Origin of the sequence: Streptomyces sp. NBC_01176, from assembly GCF_045039825.1 — a bacterium.
In the GTDB taxonomy this organism is placed as follows: Bacteria; Actinomycetota; Actinomycetes; order Streptomycetales; family Streptomycetaceae; genus Streptomyces.
In genome coordinates, this window is record NZ_CP108600.1 from 155,917 (window position 1) to 173,205 (window position 17,289).

Here is a 17,289-nt window from a genome sequence, read left to right on the forward strand (position 1 = left end):
TGCGGCTTGGACAGCATGTCCCGGGGGCGGACCGTTTCCGTGGCCCTGGCCGGGTTGTCTGGGGAAACCCTTGGAAATCATCACCGCAGGCCGGGGACGTGGCCGCGGACACGGCGAAGCGGCGGTGCCGGGCGACGTGGTCGCCGGGCACCGCCGCTTCGCGCCGGTCGGGGCGGCTCAGGTGTACGGGGGCGGGGCGCCCTTCTCCAGGACGGTGCGCAGGACGGAGAAGGCCTCCTGAAGGGCGGCGAGGGCCTCGCCGATGCGCCAGGCCGAACGGTCGCGGGGGCCCACGGCGTTGGAGACGGTGCGGATCTCCAGTACGGGTGTGCCGTGCGCGGCGGCTGCTTCGGCGACGCCGAATCCCTCCATGGCCTCCGCGCCGGCGTCGGGGTGGGCGTGGGCGAGGGCGCGGGCGCGTTCGGCGGTGCCGGTGGCGGTGGAGACGGTCAGGACGGGGGCGTGGGTGGCGCCGAGGGCGCGGGCCACGGCGGTGGCGAGACCGGGTGGGCAGGCGTGGGTGGTCCTGCCGAAACCGAGGGTGTCGACGGGGAGGAAGCCGCCCGGGGAGTCGGCGCCTAGGTCGGCGGCGACGATGCGGTCGGCGACGACGGCGGCGCCGACGGCTGCGTGGGGGGCGAAGCCGCCGCCGATGCCGGCGGCGATGACGAGGTGGTAGGGCTCGTCTCGCAGGGCCGCGGCGGTGAGGGCGGCGCCGGTGGCGGCCGCGGCGGAGGCCGGGCCGACGCCGCCGGCGAGCAGGTCGGCGCGCAGCGGGCCGGGGGCGGTGCCGTCGCCGGTGCGTCTGAGGACGTAGCCGGGCAGGGCGTGTTCGGCGGGGGGCGCGGCGGGCTCCAGACCCCGGGCGGCGGCTTCGCGTTCCGCGGTGACGGCGGTCACCACGAGCAGCCGTACGGGCGTCATGACGGGATCTGCACGCGGCCGTGGTCACCGATCACGAACCGGTGGGCGGCGGGCAGGCGTGGGGCGAGGGTGACCTGGACGTTGCGGCCGATGAGGGAGGCCTCGACGCGGCGGATGCGGTCGAAGGAGGAGTCCCGCAGCACGATGGAGAACTCGATCTCGCTGGCGGTGATGCGGCAGTTCTCGGCGACGGAGGTGGAGGGGCCTATGTAGGAGTCGGTGATGACGCTGCCGGCGCCGATGATGGCGGGGCCCACGATGCGCGAGTTGCGGACCACGGTGCCGGCCTCGATGTGGACGCGTCCGATGATCTCGCTGGCCTCGTCGACGTAACCGTCGATGCGGGTCTCCAGGCGTTCCAGGAGGGTGCGGTTGACCTCCAGCATGTCGTTGACGTTGCCGGTGTCCTTCCAGTACCCGGTGATCACGGTGGAGCGCACGGCGAGCTGCTGCTCGATCAGCCAGCGGAGGGCGTCGGTGATCTCCAGTTCGCCGCGCGGGGAGGGGGTGATGGCGCGTACGGCGTCGTGGATGTGGGGGGTGAAGAGGTAGACGCCGGCGACGGCGAGGTCGCTCCTGGGGTGCCGGGGCTTCTCCTCCAGGTCGACGACGTTGCCGCTGTCGTCGATGACGGCGACGCCGAAGGCGGTGGGGTCGGGGACGCGGGTGAGCAGGATCTGCGCGTCGCAGCGGTCCTTGCGGAACTCGTCGACGACGTCGGTGATGCCGTCGAGGACGAAGTTGTCGCCGAGGTACATGACGAAGTCGTCGTCGCCGAGGAAGGGGCGGGCGATGAGGACGGCGTGGGCGAGTCCGAGGGGTTCGCCCTGCGGTATGTAGGTGATGTCCAGGCCGAAGGCGGAGCCGTCGCCGACGGCGGCCTCGATCTCCTCGGCGGTGTTCCCGACGATGATGCCGACGTCGGTGATGCCGGCTTCGGCGATGGCTTCGAGGCCGTAGAAGAGGATCGGTTTGTTGGCGACCGGGACCAGTTGCTTGCTGGACGTGTGGGTGATCGGCCGCAGTCGCGTACCGGATCCCCCCGCGAGCACGAGAGCCTTCACAGTTCCATCCAGGTGACGAGTAGCTGGTCGGCCGGTGGGCGCCGGGGCGTCCACGCGGCCGGGTGGGGTGGGGCGGCCGCCCTGCCGGACGGCCGCCCCCGTGGGTCATGCACCGCCGAGTTCGGTCTCCAGGAACCGGCGCAGTTCGTCGTCCGACACCTCGTCCGGGTGGCCGGTGCCGGCCGCCTGGTGCGTCGCGGGCGCGGCGGCGTCGAGCTGGGCGAGCAGCCGCTGGAGCCGGCTGCGGAGTCCGTCGTGCAGTTCGTCGTACGGTCCGGCCTCGGCCAGCACCTGTTGGAACTCTCCTTCCATGTGGTCGAGTTGTGCCAGCACGGAGCCGCCGGAGGCGGGGGCCGTGCCCGGTGCCGCGGGGGCGGGTGCGGGGGCCATCCGGGTCAGCAGGTGGTCGGCGAGTCCCGCGGGGGTCGGGTAGTCGAACAGCAGGGTGGCCGGGAGTCGGACGCCGGTGACGGCGCCGAGCCGGTTGCGCAGTTCGACGGCGGTCAGGGAGTCGAAGCCGACCTGCAGGAAGCCCCGTTCGGGGTCGATGAGGTCGGCCGTGTCGTAGCCCAGGACGAGGGCCGCCTGGGCGAGCACCGCCTGCAGCAGGGCGCCGTGGCGCTCGTGCGCCGGCAGGGCCGCGAGGCGTTCTTTCAGGCCGTCGGCGCTCTCCGGTGCCGTGTGGTCGGCGGCCGGGCCGCTCGCGCGGGCCAGTCGTGGGTTGCGGGCCTGGACGAGGTCGCGCAGCAGGTGCGGCACGGATCCGTCGGAGGCGCGCAGGGCGGCCGGGTCGAGTGCGGCGGGCGCGAGGAAGACGTCGGGCGCGCCGAGTGCGGTATCGAGCAGGGCGAGGGCTTCGGCGGTGTCCATGGGCTGGACGCCGCCGCGTTGCACCCGGCGCAGGTCGGCCTCGCCGAGTTTGCCGGTCATGCCGCTGCGTTCGGCCCACAGTCCCCAGGCCAGGGAGAGCGCCGGGTGTCCCGCGGCGCTGCGCCGGGCGGCGAGGGCGTCGAGGAAGGCGTTGGCGGCCGAGTAGTTGCCCTGGCCGACGCCGCCGAAGGTGCCGGCGAGCGAGGAGAACAGGACGAGGGTGACGGGGCGGGCGTCGCGGGTGAGTTCGTCGAGGTGTGCCGCGGCGTCGGCCTTGGCCCGCAGGGCGGTGTCCACCCGTTCGGGGGTGAGGGCCTCGACGACACCGTCGTCGAGGACGCCGGCGGTGTGCACGACGGCGGTCAGCGGGCGGTCGGCGGGGATGCCGGCCAGGAGTGCGGCGAGGGCGTCGCGGTCGGCGACGTCGCAGGCGGCGAGGGTCACCCGGGCGCCGTGGCCGCGCAGTTCCTCGGACAGTGCGGCCATGCCTTCGGCCTCGGCGCCTCGCCGGCTGGCCAGGATCAGGGAGTCGACCGCGTGCGTGGTGACGAGGTGGCGGGCCACCTGCCGGGCGAGCACTCCGGACGCTCCGGTGACCAGGACCGTGCCGGAGGGGTCGAAGCCGGTGAGGCCTCCGGTGTCCGTCAGGTCTCCGGTGTCCGTGAGGTCTCCGGTGTCCGTGGGGTCTCCGGTGTCCGTGGGGTCCCGGCGGTCCGTGAGGTCCTGGGCGCGGGTCAGGCGCGGGGCGAGTGCGCTGCCGTTGCGCAGGGCCGTCTCCGCTTCGCCGCCGGCCAGGACGGCGGGCAGCAGGTCCAGGGAGGCGGCGGCGCCGTCGTGGTCGAGGAGGCCGAAGCGGCCCGGGTTCTCGGCCTTGGCCGCGCGGATCAGGCCCCATACGGCGGCCTGCGCCGGGTCGGTGGCCGCGGCGTCGCCGGCAGCGGTCGTCACGGCGTGGCGGGTGGCGAACACCAGTCGTGCCGGCGCGAACGTCTCCTCCCGCAGCCAGGCGCCGGCCAGTTCGAGGGCGCGGTGCGTGGTCCGGCGGACGGCGTCGGCGGGGTCCGGGGCACCGGCGGTCGCGGGCAGGGCGACCAGCACCGTAGGCGGCAGCGGGGCGCCGGCGGCGACCTCGGCGCGCAGGGCGTCGAGGCTGTCGTGGCGGGTCAGCGCGCCGGTGTGCCGGGCGGCCCAGTCGGTCAGGGTGGCGTCGGCGTCGAGAAGGGCCGGTGCCGGGGCGGTGCCGTCGTGCGTGCCGGCGGGCACCCACCGCACGCGGTAGAGGCCGGCGGCGCCGGTGGGGTGGGCCGGCCGGGTGCTGTCGACGGGGCGCAGGACGAGTCCGGTGATGCCGGCGACGGGTGTGCCGGTGGCGTCGGCGACCTGGACGGCGTACTGGTGGTCTCCGCGCGGGGTGAGGCGTACGCGCAGTGCGGCCGGTCCGGCGGCGGTCACCGTCACTCCGGTGAAGGTGAACGGTACGACGGTGGGTCCGTCGGCGTCGGCGACGAGTGCCACGGTGTGCAGGGCGGCGTCCAGGAGTGCGGGGTGGACGGTGAAGTCCCCGGCGCGTTCGGGGGCGGTGCCGTCCTGCGGGGCGATCTCCGCGTACACCTCGTCGCCCAGGCGCCAGGCGGCGCGCAGGCCGCGGAAGGCGGGCCCGTAGTGGAAGCCGTTCTCGGCGATGCGGGTGTACAGCCCGGACACGTCGAGGGGTTCGGCGCCGGCGGGCGGCCAGGCGGCCGTGCCGAGGTGCTCGGGCGGGTCGGCCGGTTCGTCGCCGAGTGTGCCCGCGGCGTGCCGGACCCAGGGCGGGGCCGTGTCGTCGTGGGTGCTCAGGGGCCGTGCGTGCACGGTCAGGGCGCGGGTCGCGGAGCCGTCGGAGGGGGCGACGGTGACCTGGAGCTGGAGGGCTCCGGTGAGGGGCAGGACGAGGGGTGTCTCCAGGGTGAGGTCGGTGACCTGGGCGGCGCCGGCCCGTTCGCAGGCCTGGAGGGCGAGTTCGAGGAACGCGGTGCCCGGGAAGAGGACGCTGTCGCCGAGCGCGTGGTCGCGCAGCCAGGGCTGGCGTTCCACGGACACGGTGCCGGTGAGCAGTACGCCGTCCGAGCCGGCCAGTGGTACGGAGATGTCGAGCAGCGGGTGTCCGGCGGCCTCCACTCCGGTGTGGGCGACGTCGCGGGTGCTGGGGGTGGCCTGGAGCCAGTAGCTGCTGCGCTGGAAGGGGTAGGTCGGCAGGTCGACCCGGTGCGCGCCCAGCGGGGCGAGCAGGGTGGCCCAGTCGGGTGCGTGGCCGCGGACGTGCAGCCGGGCGAGTGCGGTGGTGAAGGACTCGCGCTCGTCGGTGTCGCGGCGCAGCAGCGGTACGAGGGTGGCGTCGCCGGTGACGCAGTCGCCGGCCAGGGCGGTCAGTACGCCGCCGGGGCCGATCTCGACGTAGGTGGTGATGCCCTGTTCCTCCAGGGTGCGCACGCCGTCGCTGAACCGGACGGCCTCGCGGACCTGGCGCCCCCAGTGGGCGGGGTCGGCGATCTCCTGTGCTCCGTAGGGGGCGCCGGTGACGGCGGAGACCACGGGCAGGGCGGGGGTGTGGTGCGGGAGGTGGGCGGTGAGGGCGGCGAACTCGTCGAGCATGGCGTCCATGCGGGGCGAGTGGAAGGCGTGGCTGACGTTCAGGCGCCGGGTCTTGCGGCCCTGGGCGGCGAGTGCGTCGGCGACGGCGGTCACCGCGTCCTCGTCTCCGGAGACGACGGTGGCCAGGGGGCTGTTGAGGGCGGCGATGGCGGCCCTGCCCTCGTGGCCGGCGAGCAGCGGCAGTACCTCCTGTTCGGACGCCTGTACGGAGATCATGGCGCCGCCCTGCGGCAGGGCCTGCATGAGCCGGCCGCGGGTGGCGACCAGCAGGCAGGCGTCCTCCAGGGCGAGTACTCCGGCGACGTGCGCGGCGGCGATCTCGCCGACGGAGTGACCGAGGACGGCGTCGGGCTTGAGACCGGTGCTCTCCACGAGCCGGTACAGGGCGACCTCCACGGCGAACAGGCCTGCCTGGGTGTAGGCGGTCTGGTCGAGGAGTGCGGCCTCGGGTGTCCCGGCCGGTGCGAACAGGATGTCGCGCAGGGGGTGTTCGAGGTGGCGGTCCATGTGTGCGCAGACCGCGTCCAGGGCGTCGGCGAAGACGTCGTACTCGGCGTAGAGGGCGCGTCCGGTGCCGGGCTGCTGCGCGCCCTGTCCGGAGAAGAGGAACGCGACCTTGCCGGTGCGTGCCCGGTCCACGCTGAGGAGCGGGTGTTCGCGGCCCTCGGCGAGTGCGGTCAGGGCCTCGGTGAAGGAGGCCGGGTCGCCGGCGACGACCGCGGCCCGGTCCTCGAAGGCGGTCCGTCCGCGGGCCAGGGACAGGGCGATGTCGGCCGGGCGTGCGTCGTGGGGCGGGGCGAGGTGGTCGAGCAGGCGGCGGGCCTGTTCGCGCAGGGCGGCCGTGCCGCGGGCCGACAGCAGCCACGGCACGATCGGTGCCGGATCCGTTGCCGTTGCGGTGGTGTCCGTCGCGTTGCCGGTGCCGTCAGTGCCGTCAACGTGTTCGGTGCCGCCGGTGGTGTCGGTGCGGTCGGTGGTGTCGGTGGGGTGGCCGGCGGGCGGCTGGGCGGTCTCGGGGAGGGCGTCGTCGGTGGGCTCGGGTTCCTGGAGGATGACGTGGGCGTTGGTTCCGCTGACGCCGAAGGAGGAGACACCGGCACGGCGCGGGGCGTCGCCCCGGGCCCAGTCGCGTTCCTGGTCGAGCAGGCGTACCGCGCCCGAGGACCAGTCGATGTGCGGGGAGGGGTTCTCGGCGTGCAGCGTGCGGGGCAGCACGCCGTGCCGCATCGCCATCACCATCTTGATGATGCCGGCGACGCCCGAAGCGGCCTGGGTGTGGCCGATGTTGGACTTCAGCGCGCCGAGCCACAGCGGCCGGTCGGCGGGCCGGTCCTGGCCGTACGCCGCGAGCAGGGCCTGGGCCTCGATCGGGTCGCCCAGCTTGGTGCCGGTGCCGTGTGCCTCGACGACGTCGACGTCGGCCGGGGCGAGGCCGGCGGAGCCGAGGGCCTGGCGGATGACCCGCTGCTGTGCGGGACCGTTGGGGGCGGTGAGCCCGTTGGAGGCGCCGTCCTGGTTGACGGCCGTGCCGGCCACGGTCGCGAGGACGGTGTGGCCGTTGCTGCGGGCGTCGGAGAGTCGTTCCAGGAGCAGCAGGCCGACGCCCTCGGCCCAGCCCGCGCCGTCGGCGTCGGCGGAGAAGGCCTTGCAGCGGCCGTCGGGCGACAGGGCGCGCTGCCGGCTGAACTCGATGAAGGTGTCCGGTGTGGAGATCACGGTGACGCCGCCCGCGAGGGCGAGGCCGCACTCCCCCGACCGCAGTGCCTGCACGGCGAGGTGCAGGGCGACGAGGGAGGAGGAGCAGGCGGTGTCGACGGTGACCGCCGGGCCTTCCAGGCCGAAGGTGTAGGCGATGCGGCCGGAGGCGACGCTGCTCGCGCTGCCCGTGGCCAGGTAGCCCTCCAGTCCTTCGGGTGCCTGGCGGGCCCGGGTGCCGTAGTCGTTGTAGTTGGAGCCGATGAAGACGCCGGTCTGGGTGCCCCGGACGCGTTCGGGGTCGATCCCGGCCCGCTCGAGGGCTTCCCACGAGGTCTCCAGCAGGAGCCGGTGCTGCGGGTCGACGGCTACCGCCTCACGGGGCGAGATCCCGAAGAAGGCGGGGTCGAACTGGTCGGCGTCGTAGAGGAATCCGCCGTGCCGGGCGTAGGAGTGGCCGGGCTTGTCGGGGTCGGGGTCGTAGAGGTTGTCCACGTCCCAGCCGCGGTTGTCGGGGAACGGGCTGATGGCGTCGGTGCCGTCGGCGACGAGGCTCCACAGTTCCTCGGGCGAGGTGACGCCGCCGGGGAAGCGGCAGCCCATGCCGACGATGACGATCGGGTCGTCGGCCGGTGCCCGGGGCGGGAGCCGGTCCGCCGTGGTGGCGTCCGTGGTGGCGCCGTGGTCGTCGGTGAACAGTTCGGTGTCGAGGTGGGCGGCGAGCGCCGCGGCCGAGGGGTGGTCGAAGGCCATGGTGACGGGCAGGCGCAGCCCGGTCGCCTCGGCGAGGCGGTTGCGCAGTTCGACGGCGGTCAGCGAGTCGAAGCCGAGGTCGCGGAAGGCCCTGCCCTCGGGCACGGCGTCGGTGTCGGTGTGTCCGAGCACCGCCGCGGCCTGGCGGCGGACCTCCGTGAGGAGCGCCGCGCGGCGCTCGGCGGGCGCGAGGCCGCGCAGCCGCGCGGGCAGCGGCGGGCCGTCCTGTGCCGCGGTGTCCTTCTCGGTGCGTTCGCCCTCGGGCGTGGCGGCGCGGGCCTCGGGGAAGTCGCGCAGTGCGGCGAAGGCGCGGGCGGTGACCAGTTTCCAGTCGACGTCGGCGACGACGAGGAACTCCTCGTCCTGGTCGAGGGCCTGCTGGAGGGCGGACACGGCGAGTTCGGGCTCCATGGGTGGCACGCCGTCGCGGCGCAGTCGCTGGGCGACCTCTTCGCTGACCATGCCGCCGCCGGCCCAGGTTCCCCAGGCCATGGACGTGGCGGGCAGGCCGTCGGCGCGTCGCTTGGCGGCGAACGCGTCGAGGAAGGCGTTGGCGGCGGCGTAGCTGCCCTGGCCGGAGCGGCCGAGTGTGCCGGCCATGGAGGAGAACAGGACGAACGCGGTGAGGTCGAGGTGGCGGGTCGCCTCGTGCAGGGCCAGCGCGGCGTCCACCTTCGGCCGCAGGACGCCGTGGGCGCGCTGCGGGGTGAGTGCGTCGATGACACCGTCGTCGATGACACCGGCGGTGTGCACGACGGCTGTCAGGGTGCCGCCGCCGGGCAGGTCGTCGACGAGTCGGCGGACGGCGTCACGGTCGGCGACGTCGCAGGCGACGACACTCGCCGGGGTGCCCAACGCGGCCAGTTCGGCGACGAGTTCGGCGGCTCCGGGGGCGTCGGGGCCGTGCCTGCTGACCAGTACCAGGTGTTCGGCGCCGCTGCGGGCCAGCCAGTGGGAGACGTGGCGGCCGAGGCCGCCGGTGCCTCCGGTGACCAGGACGGTGCCGCTGGGCGACCAGGCCGGTCCGGCCGGGCGCGGGCCGTCGCCGGCGCGTACGAGGCGGCGGGCGAAGAGGCCCGAGGGGCGCAGGGCGAGGTGGTCCTCGTCGAGGAGTCCGGACAGGGCGGCGACGAGCCGTCGGCCGGCCCGCTCGTCCACGGTCTCCGGCAGGTCGATCAGGCCGCCCCAGCGCTGCGGGTACTCCATGGAGGCGATCCGGCCGAGGCCCCAGGCCATGGCCTGCAGCGGGTGGTCCAGGGTGTCGTTGCGGTGCACGGAGACCGCGCCGCTGGTGGCGCACCACAGGGGCGCGTCGAAGGACGCGTCGCCGAGCGCCTGGATCAGGGTGGTCATCAGGACGAGCCCGGTGGGCAGGGCGCACTCGTCGGCCCAGGGCCGTTCGTCGAGGGCCAGCAGGGAGACGATGCCGTGCACGGGGCCGTGGGCGGCCTCCTGCCGCAGCAGGTCGGCGAGCCGGTCGCGTTCGGCCTCCCGGGATCCGATGACGAGGGTGCGCAGGCCGTCCGCCCGCTCGGCCACCGATGACGTCACGCCGCGTACGAAGTCGCTGTCCTCCTGGCCCTCGGGGACGACGAGGAGCCAGGTGCCGTCGAGGGTGACGGGTGCGCCCTGTTCGGGCTTGGGCCGCCAGGCGATGCGGTAGCGCCAGCTGTCGAGGGTGGAACGCTCGCGCCGGCTGCGGCGCCAGGACGACAGGGCGGGCACGATCGCGCCCAGTGACTCCTGGTCGTCGAGGCCGAGGGTCCGGGCGAGGCTTTCGACGTCACCGTCCTCGACCGACTCCCAGAAGCCGTCGTCGGCCAGGTCGACCCCGCCGAACATGACCGGGCCGGTGAAGGGTCCGGCCGGCTCGGGCGCGTCGAGCCAGTAGCGCTGCCGCTGGAAGGCGTAGGTGGGCAGCTCCACCCGGCGCGGGTGCTGTTCGGCGTAGGCCTGGCTCCAGTCGACGGTGACGCCGCGCGTCCACGCCTCACCCAGTGACGTGTAGAAGCGGGCCAGGCCGCCCTGACCGCGGCGCAGGGTGCCGGTGACCACGGCCTCACCACCGGCCGCCTCCACCGTCTCCGCGACGGGAACGGTCAGCACGGGATGCGGACTCATCTCCAGGAACGCACCATGCCCCGAACCCACCAACTCACGGACCGCAGACTCCAGTTGAACGGTCTGACGCAGATTCGTGTACCAGTAACCGGCATCCGTGACCGCCGACTCCAGCCACCCACCCGTCACCGTCGAGAAGAACGGCACCTCCGGCTCACGTGCAACGACCGGAGCGAGTATCTCCAGCAGCTCCTCACGGATCAGCTCGACATGCGCGGAGTGGGAGGCGTAGTCCACCTCCACCCGCCGCACCCGAATGTCTTCGGTGCCCGCCTGCTCCACGAGTTCATCGAGCGCGTCCGCGTCACCCGAGACCACGACCGACGTCGGACCGTTCACCGCCGCGACCGACACACGACCGCCCCACGCGGAGATCAGTTCCTCGGCGCGCTCACGCGACAACGCGACCGACACCATCCCACCCTGCCCCGCCAGTGCGGTGATCGCACGGCTGCGCAAGGCCACCACCCGCGCACCATCCTGAAGACTCAGCGCACCCGCGACGACCGCAGCCGCGATCTCACCCTGCGAATGACCCACCACCGCCGCCGGACGCACACCGAACGACTCCCACAACGCCGCCAGCGACACCATCACCGCCCACAACACCGGCTGCACCACATCCACCCGGTCCAGCCCCGGAGCACCCTCCACGCCCCGCACCACATCCATCAACGACCACTCCACGAACCCGTCCAACGCCGCCGCACACTCACCGAAACGAGCCGCGAACACCGGCGAGGTATCCAGGAGTTCGACCGCCATCCCCACCCACTGCGCACCCTGACCCGGGAACACGAAGACGGTGTCGATGTCCTCGCCGACGCGCTGGGTGGTTCCGCGGACGAGTGCGGGGGTCGCCTCGCCGTCGGTGAGCGAGGTGAGGGCGGTCAGGAGTGCGTCGCGGTCGGCGCCGACGACGACGGCGCGTTCCTCGAGTGCGGCACGGCCGGTCACCAGGGAGTGGGCGACGTCGACGGCGTCGGCGTCCCCGGCGGCGACGGCGGCCACGAGCCGCTCCGCCTGGGCCCTGAGTGCCTTCTCCGAGCGGGCCGTGACGAGCCACGGGACGACCGGGCCGTCCGTCTCGGGAGCGGGCTCGGCGGCTGCCGGTCCGGACTGCTCGGATGCGGACTGCTGCTCGGACGCGGACTGCTCGGACGCGGGCTGTTCGATGATGATGTGCGCGTTCGTGCCGCTCACGCCGAAGGAGGAGACACCGGCCCGTCGGGGGTGGCCGTTCTCCTCCCAGGGCCGTGCCTCGGAGAGGACCTCGACCGCGCCGGCCGACCAGTCCACGAACGACGACACCTCGTCGGCGTGCAGCGACTTGGGCAGCACACCGTGCCGCATCGCCTGCACCATCTTGATGACCCCGGCCATGCCGGAGGCGGCCTGGGTGTGGCCGATGTTGGACTTCACCGAGCCGAGCCACAACGGTCGGTCGGCGGGCCGGTCCTTGCCGTAGGTGGCGAGCAGAGCCTGCGCCTCGATGGGGTCACCGAGCTTGGTGCCCGTGCCGTGCGCCTCGACCACGTCGACGTCGACCGCCGACAGACCGGCGTTGGCCAGGGCGGCGCGGATGACACGCTGCTGGGACAGGCCGTTGGGGGCCGTCAGGCCGTTGGAGGCGCCGTCCTGGTTGATCGCCGAACCCCGGACGACCGCTAGGACCTCGTGTCCGTTGCGGCGCGCGTCCGAGAGCCGCTCCAGCAGCACCATGCCGACGCCTTCGGCCATGCCCATGCCGTCGGCTTCGGCGGAGAAGGGCTTGCAGCGGCCGTCCACGGCGAGCCCCCGCTGCCGGCTGAAGCCGACGAGGCCGATGGGCTCGCCCATGACGGCGGCGCCGCCGGTGAGCGCGAGGGAGCATTCTCCGGAGCGCAGCGCCTGCAGGGCGAGGTGCAGGGCGACCAGGGCGGAGGAGCAGCCGGTGTCCATGGTGACGGCCGGGCCCTCCAGGCCGAGGGTGTAGGAGATGCGGCCGGAGGCGATGCTGGTGACGGTCCCGGTGATGAGGTGGCCCTCGAGGCCTTCCGGTACCTCGGAGCGTGACCCGTATCCCTGGTGGGAGGCGCCGACGAAGACGCCGGTGGGGCTGCCGTGGAGGCTGTCGGGGGCGATGCCGGCCCGCTCCAGGGCCTCCCAGGCGGTCTCCAGCAGGAGGCGCTGCTGCGGGTCCATGGCGGTCGCCTCACGGGGCGAGATCCCGAAGAACGCGGCGTCGAACTCGGCGGCGTCGTGCAGGAATCCGCCCTCGCGGGCGTAGGTCGTACCGGCCCGGTCCGGATCGGGATCGTAGAGGTTCTCGACGTCCCAGCCGCGGTCGGTGGGCAGGGTGGACACCGCGTCGGTCTCGTCCAGGACGAGGCTCCACAGTTCGTCGGGCGAGGTGACGCCGCCGGGGAAGCGGCAGCTCATGGAGACGATGGCGATGGGCTCGTCGTCGTGGGCGGCGGCCACGGGGGTGACGGTGGCCGGCGGGGCGGCATCGGCCTGCGTGTCGGGGACGAGGCTCGTGCGCAGGAAGCGGACGAGGTCGCGGACGTTGGGATGGTCGAAGACGATCGTCGCCGGAAGGCCGAGGCCGGTGGCGGAGTTGAGGCGGTTGCGCAGTTCGACCGCGGTGAGGGAGTCGAAGCCCATCTCGCGGAAGGCGCGGGTGACGGCGACCTCGGCGCTGTCCGCGTGGCCGAGGACTCCGGCCACCTCGGTGCGGACCAGCTCGAACAGCACCCGGTCCCGCTCGGCGGCGGACATCTCGGCCAGTTCCGCGCGGAGGGTGTCGGCGCGGCTGACCGCGCTCGCGACGACGGCCTCGTCGGCCTTCATCGCCTCGGCGACCTCGGGCACCTCGTGCAGGAGCGGTCGCGGGTGCGCGGCGGTGAAGACCGGGACGAACCGTTCCCAGTCGATGTCGGCGACGGCGAGGAAGGTGTCGTCGTGGTCGAGTGCCTGCTGCAGTCCCTCGACGGCCAGCTTCGCGTCCATGAAGGGGATACCGCGCCAGCGCAGCTGTTCCCGGACGATGTTGACGGCCATGCCGCCGCCCTCGGGGCTCCAGATGCCCCACGCGATGGACGTACCGGTCAGGCCGCGGGCGCGCCGGTGGTCGGCGAGCGCGTCGACGTAGGAGTTGCCCGCGGAGTAGGCGCCGTGGTCGCCGCTGCCCCAGGTGCCCGCGACGGAGGAGTACAGCACGAACGCGTCGAGGCGGTCGTGGTCGAAGACGGCGTCGAGGTTGGCCGCTCCGAGGACCTTGGCGCGCAGTCCTTCGGAGAAGAAGTCGAGGTCCGTCCCGGCGAGGGGTGCCAGCAGGCCGACGCCCGCGGTGTGGATGACGGAGCGGATGGCGGGGCCTTCGGCCTCGACCTGTTCCACGAGCCGGGTCAGGGCCTCGCGGTCGGCGACGTCGCAGGCCGCGATGGTCACGCGGCAGCCGAGAGCGGTGAGCTCGTCGCACAGGTCCCTGGCGCCGGGGGCGTCGAGGCCGTGCCGGCTGGTGAGCACCAGGTGCTCGGCGCCGCTGCGGGCGAGGAGGCGCGCGGCGTGGCCGCCGAGGCCTCCGGTGCCGCCGGTGACCAGGGCGCTGCCGCTGGTGGTCCAGGTCCGGGCGGACCGGCGGCCGGACAGCGGGGCGCGGACCAGGCGGCGGATGTAGGTGCCGGAGGGGCGCAGTGCGATCTGGTCCTCGTCGCCGGCGGCGGCGAGGGTTTCCACGAGTGCCGCTCCGGTGCGCGCGTCGAGTTCGGCGGGCAGGTCGAGCAGGGCGCCCCACAGCTTGGGCTGTTCGAGGGCGATGACCCGGCCGAGTCCCCAGACGGCGGCCTGGAGGGGATGTGCCACCGTGTCGCCGGCGATGCCGGTGGTGGCCGACTCGGTGGTCAGCAGCCACAGCCGGGTGTCGGTCCCGGCGTCGAGGAGTCCCTGGAGGAGGGCGACCGACTGGGTCAGGCCGACGGTGGGTCCGGCGTGGCCCGGGGCGGGGCGCTCGTCGAGGGCGAGCAGGGACACCACTCCGCGTACGGGGGTGGCGGCGTCGGCGGCGACGATGTCGGTGAGTTGTTCCGCGACGGCGGTCCGGTCGAGTTCCGTCTCGTTCATCACCAGGGGAACGGTCGCGGCTCCGGCCTCGACGAGGAGGCGGGTCACGGTCTGGACGATCGTGGCGTCCTGGTGGGTTTCGGGGACGACGACGAGCCAGGTGCCGTCGAGGGTCGGGGCGGGTGTGCCCGGTTCGGGTTTCGGCCGCCAGACGATGCGGTAGCGCCAGCTGTCGAGGGTGGAACGGGCCTGGCGTCCCTTGCGCCACGACGACAGGGCCGGAACCACCGAACCCAGGGACTCCTGGTCCTCGATACCGAGAGTGCGCGCGAACCCTTCCAGGTCACCGTCCTCGACACTCTTCCAGAACGCCTCGTCCACCGGGTCCGCCACCACCGCCGAGGCCTTCGGCAGCTCCAGCCAGAACCGCTGGTGCTGGAAGGCATACGTCGGCAACTCCACCCGCCGCGGACGCCGCCCGGCGAACACCGGACTCCAGTCGACGGTGACGCCGCGCGTCCACGCCTCACCGAGAGAGGTGTAGAAACGGGCCAGGCCGCCCTGACCGCGACGCAGAGTACCCGTGACCACGGCCTCACCACCGGCCGCCTCCACCGTCTCCGCGACCGGAACGGTCAGCACGGGATGCGGACTCATCTCCAGGAACGCACCATGCCCCGAACCCACCAACTCACGGACCGCAGACTCCAGTTGAACGGTCTGACGCAGGTTCGTGTACCAGTAGCCGGCATCCGTGACCGCCGACTCCAGCCACCCACCCGTCACCGTCGAGAAGAACGGCACCTCCGGCTCACGTGCAACGACCGGAGCAAGAACCTCCAGCAGCTCCTCACGGATCAGCTCGACATGCGCCGAGTGGGAGGCGTAGTCCACCTCCACCCGCCGCACCCGAATGTCTTCGGTGCCCGCCTGCTCCACCAACTCATCGAGCGCGTCCGCGTCACCGGAGACCACGACCGACGTCGGACCGTTGACCGCCGCGACCGAGATACGACCGTCCCAGCCCGCGATCAGTTCCTCGGCGCGCTCACGCGACAACGCGACCGACACCATCCCACCCTGGCCCGCGAGTGCGGTGATCGCACGGCTGCGCAAGGCCGCCACCCGCGCACCGTCCTGCAACGACAGCGCACCCGCGACGACCGCAGCCGCGATCTCACCCTGCGAATGACCCACCACCGCCGCCGGACGCACACCGAACGACTCCCACAACGCCGCCAGCGACACCATCACCGCCCACAACACCGGCTGCACCACATCCACCCGGTCCAACGACCGGCCCTCACGGACGACATCCAGCAGATCGAAGTCCACGAACCCGTCCAACGCCGCCGCACACTCACCAAAGCGAGCCGCGAACACCGGCGAGGAATCCAGGAGTTCGACCGCCATCCCCACCCACTGCGCACCCTGACCCGGGAACACGAAGACGGTGTCGACGTCCTCGCCGGGGTTCTCGGCGAGGCCGCGGGCCACGGTGGCGGGCTGTTCGCCGCGTGCGACGGCGCGCAGGGCGGTCAGGAGTGCGTCGCGGTCGGCGCCGACGACGACGGCGCGCTCTTCGAGTGCGGCGCGGCCGGTCACCAGGGAGTGGGCGACGTCGACGGCGTCGGTGTCACCGGCTTCGACGGCGGCCACGAGCCGCTCCGCCTGGGCCTTGAGTGCTTTGTCCGAGCGTGCGGACAGCAGCCAGGGAAGGGCGGTGGGGGTGGTGGCGGGCTCGGCCGCGGTTTCCTGCGCTTCCTCGTCCTGCGGTTCCTCGTCCTGCGGTGCCTGTTCGAGGAGGACGTGGGCGTTGGTGCCGCTGCCGCCGAAGGAGGAGACGCCGGCGCGGCGGGGCCTGCCGGTCTCGGGCCAGTCGACGGATTCCGTCAGGAGTTTCAGGGTCCGGGTGGACCAGTCGACGTGCGAGGTCGGCTCGTCGACGTGCAGGCTCTTGGGGAGGACTCCCCGACGGAGGGACTCGACCGTCTTGATCACGGCGGCGACGCCGGAGGCGGCCTGGGTGTGGCCGATGTTGGACTTCACCGAGCCGAGCCACAGCGGCTGGTCGGCGGGCCGGTCCTTGCCGTAGGTGGCGAGCAGGGCCTGTGCCTCGATGGGGTCACCGAGCTTGGTGCCCGTGCCGTGCGCCTCGATGGCGTCGATGTCCTGGGCGGTGAGGTCCGCGTTGGCGAGGGCGGCGCGGATGACACGCTGCTGGGAGGGGCCGTTGGGGGCGGTCAGTCCGTTGGAGGCGCCGTCCTGGTTGATCGCGGAACCGCGGACGACCGCGAGGACCTGGTGTCCGTTGCGGCGCGCGTCCGAGAGCCGCTCCAGCAGCAGGACGCCCACGCCCTCGCCCCAGCCCGTACCGTCCGCGCCCTCCGCGAACGGCTTGCACCGGCCGTCCGTGGCGAGGCCGCGCTGGCGGCTGAACTCGACGAAGTTGCGGGTGGTGGCCATGACGGTGGCGCCGCCGGTGACGGCCATGGAGCACTCGCCGGTGCGCAGGGCCTGCATGGCGAGGTGCAGGGCCACGAGGGACGAGGAGCACATGGTGTCGAGGCTGACCGCGGGTCCCTCGAAGCCGAAGCTGTAGGAGAGCCGGCCGGAGAGGACGGCCGCGGAACCGCCGGTCAGCAGGTGCCCCTCGACGTCGTCGGGCGCGTTGCTGCCGTCGACGGCGTAGCCCTGGTTGCTGGAGCCGATGAAGACGCCGGTGCTGCTGCCGCGCAGGGTGTCGGGGTCGATGCCGGCCCGCTCGAAGAGCTCCCAGGTGGTTTCCAGCAGGAGGCGCTGCTGCGGGTCCATGGCCAGTGCCTCGCGCGGCGAGATCCCGAAGAACCCGGCGTCGAACTCCGCCGCGTCGTAGAGGAAGGCGCCCTCGCGGACGTAGCTGGTGCCGGTCCGGTCGGGGTCCGGGTCGTAGAGCGCGTCGAGGTCCCAGCCGCGGTCCGTGGGCATGGCCGCGACGGTGTCGGTGCCCTCGCTCACCACCGTCCAGAGGTCCTCCGGGGTGCGGACTCCGCCGGGCAGGCGGCAGGCGGTCGCCACGATGGCAACGGGCTCGTGCTCGCGGGTCTCGAACTCGGCGAGCCTGCGGCGCGTCTGCCGCAGGTCCGTGGTGACCCGCTTGAGGTAGTCGCGGAGCTTGTCCTCGTTGTTGTCCATGGCAAAAAGTCAG

3 protein-coding genes are annotated in these 17,289 nt (G+C 73.4%); all 3 read right to left on the reverse strand.

Annotated elements, in window-relative coordinates:
- Positions 1-177 precede the first annotated feature (177 nt).
- The 3 genes from OG199_RS00440 to OG199_RS00450 all read right to left on the reverse strand — a co-directional run bounded on the left by OG199_RS00440 (position 178) and on the right by OG199_RS00450 (position 17,276).
- Positions 178-924 (reverse strand): futalosine hydrolase, encoded by a 747-nt coding sequence (locus OG199_RS00440; protein WP_356807749.1) that lies wholly within the window; start codon positions 922-924, stop codon positions 178-180.
- Positions 921-1,988, reverse strand: a complete 1,068-nt coding sequence (locus OG199_RS00445) for a glucose-1-phosphate thymidylyltransferase (protein ID WP_356807748.1) — start codon at positions 1,986-1,988, stop codon at positions 921-923. Before OG199_RS00445 ends, OG199_RS00440 begins: the two co-directional genes overlap by 4 nt.
- A gap of 105 nt (positions 1,989-2,093) precedes the next feature.
- A complete protein-coding gene (locus OG199_RS00450; protein WP_405827194.1) occupies positions 2,094-17,276 on the reverse strand; it encodes a type I polyketide synthase in 15,183 nt (5,060 codons plus the stop codon).
- Between the last annotated feature and the right edge of the window lie 13 nt (positions 17,277-17,289).

Excerpts from the sequence above, each read along its gene's own strand:
- OG199_RS00440 (WP_356807749.1), bottom strand. The coding sequence starts at position 924 with ATGACGCCCGTACGGCTGCTCGTGGTGACCGCCGTCACCGCGGAACGC.
- OG199_RS00450 (WP_405827194.1), bottom strand. The coding sequence starts at position 17,276 with ATGGACAACAACGAGGACAAGCTCCGCGACTACCTCAAGCGGGTCACC.